The 1551-nt window shown below is 31.5% G+C and carries 3 protein-coding genes; all 3 read left to right on the top strand.

What is annotated here, in order from left to right:
* Positions 1-120: 120 nt before the first annotated feature.
* The 3 genes from ACESSZ_RS16415 to ACESSZ_RS16425 are packed head-to-tail and all read left to right on the top strand — an operon-like array spanning position 121 to position 1411.
* Positions 121-639: a ClbS/DfsB family four-helix bundle protein gene (locus ACESSZ_RS16415; protein ID WP_499842905.1), complete on the top strand. Its 519-nt coding sequence runs from the start codon at positions 121-123 to the stop codon at positions 637-639.
* A 29-nt stretch (positions 640-668) separates the two neighbouring features.
* On the top strand, positions 669-1064 hold the full coding sequence (locus tag ACESSZ_RS16420; RefSeq protein ID WP_011068146.1) for an SRPBCC family protein: 396 nt from the start codon (positions 669-671) through the stop codon (positions 1062-1064).
* 26 nt (positions 1065-1090) lie between these two features.
* Entirely contained in the window at positions 1091-1411 is a 321-nt protein-coding gene (locus ACESSZ_RS16425) for a TfoX/Sxy family protein (protein ID WP_105309540.1), read from the top strand.
* Positions 1412-1551 lie beyond the last annotated feature (140 nt).

The raw sequence follows: 1551 nt of genomic DNA on the forward strand, positions 1-1551 counted from the left end.
TGCATTTTCAATGCAGAAAATATTTAAAGGGTATGCTGATTTTTATTGTGGTGGATATATGGAACTGTTATAATATGAGTATGAAGAAAGCGACAAATCGGAAGCTGAGGAGATAGACTATTGAGAACATATGAGAATAAAGACGAGCTTAAAAACGAGATAAATAAAAGCTTTGCAAAGTATATTTCAGAATTTAATGATATTCCGGAGCGTTTAAAAGATAAGAGAATTGATGAGGTCGATCGAACTCCGGCAGAAAATCTTGCTTATCAGGTTGGCTGGACAACTCTTGTTATTAAATGGGAATCAGACGAAAGAAAGGGTATTCCTGTCAAAACTCCTTCGGATAATTTTAAGTGGAATCAGCTTGGCGAATTATATCAATGGTTCACAGATACATATGCTCAGCTGTCACTGCAAGAATTAAAAGACAGATTGAATGAGAATATCAACTCTATTTATGCAATGATTGATTCTCTGAGTGATGAAGAATTATTTAAACCACATATGAGAAAATGGGCTGACGAAGCAACTAAAACAGCTGTCTGGGAAATATACAAATTCATACATGTTAATACAGTTGCTCCGTTCGGAACCTTTAGAACCAAGATTAGAAAATGGAAAAAGATTGCACTATAACTCTCAGTTTGAAAAGGGGAAATGAAAAAGTGGCAATTTCAAATATAAATACAATTATTAGTAATGATTTTCAAAAAGTTTGGAACATTGTTTTAGCTGTTGATAAATATAACTCATGGCGAAGTGATTTGAGCAAAACAGAAATAATAAATGACAAACAATTTATTGAATACACAAAAAATGGATATGCTACTACATTTACCGTCACCGTTGTAGAACCATATAAACGCTGGGAATTTGATATGGAGAATAGCAACATGAAAGGTCATTGGATTGGTGTTTTTATAGACAAAGGGAATGAAACACAAATAGACTTTACAGAAAATGTGATACCTAAAAAGTGGTTTATGAAACCTTTTGTAAAAACCTATTTAAAAAAACAACAAAAGCAATTTGTTCTGGACTTAAAGAAAGCATTGGAATAATAAAATTCAAGATTGGAGGGTTGGAAATGGCTTCAAGTAAAGATTATTTACAATTTGTTTTAGAACAATTATCAGAATTACAAGAAATAACATATCGTGCAATGATGGGAGAATTTATTATCTATTATCGTGGAAAAATCATTGGCGGTATATATGATGATAGGTTACTGGTAAAACCAACAAAGTCTGCAATTTCTTATATGCCAACAGTTACTTATGAAATTCCATACGAAAATGCCAAAGAAATGTTATTGGTGGAAGAAATTGATAATAAAGATTTTCTGACGGGGTTATTTAATGTGATGTATGATGAACTACCAACGCAAAAACCTAAAAAGAAAAAATAAACAGTTTTTAACTTGACAATTTCATATCCATACACACAAAGCAGTTAGTCTTAGGATTGACTGCTTTTTTCTTACCAAAATTATAGATTGGAGTGATGAAATGATATACTCTTAGAACTTTTTAACAAGATTATTGAAGC

Origin of the sequence: Eubacterium sp. 3_1_31, from assembly GCF_964249515.1 — a bacterium.
In the GTDB taxonomy this organism is placed as follows: Bacteria; Bacillota_I; Bacilli_A; order Erysipelotrichales; family Erysipelotrichaceae; genus Longicatena; species Longicatena caecimuris.

What these genes read in the sequence shown, in the direction of transcription:
- ACESSZ_RS16425 (WP_105309540.1), top strand. Translation starts at nt 1,091, where the DNA reads ATGGCTTCAAGTAAAGATTATTTACAATTTGTTTTAGAACAATTATCA.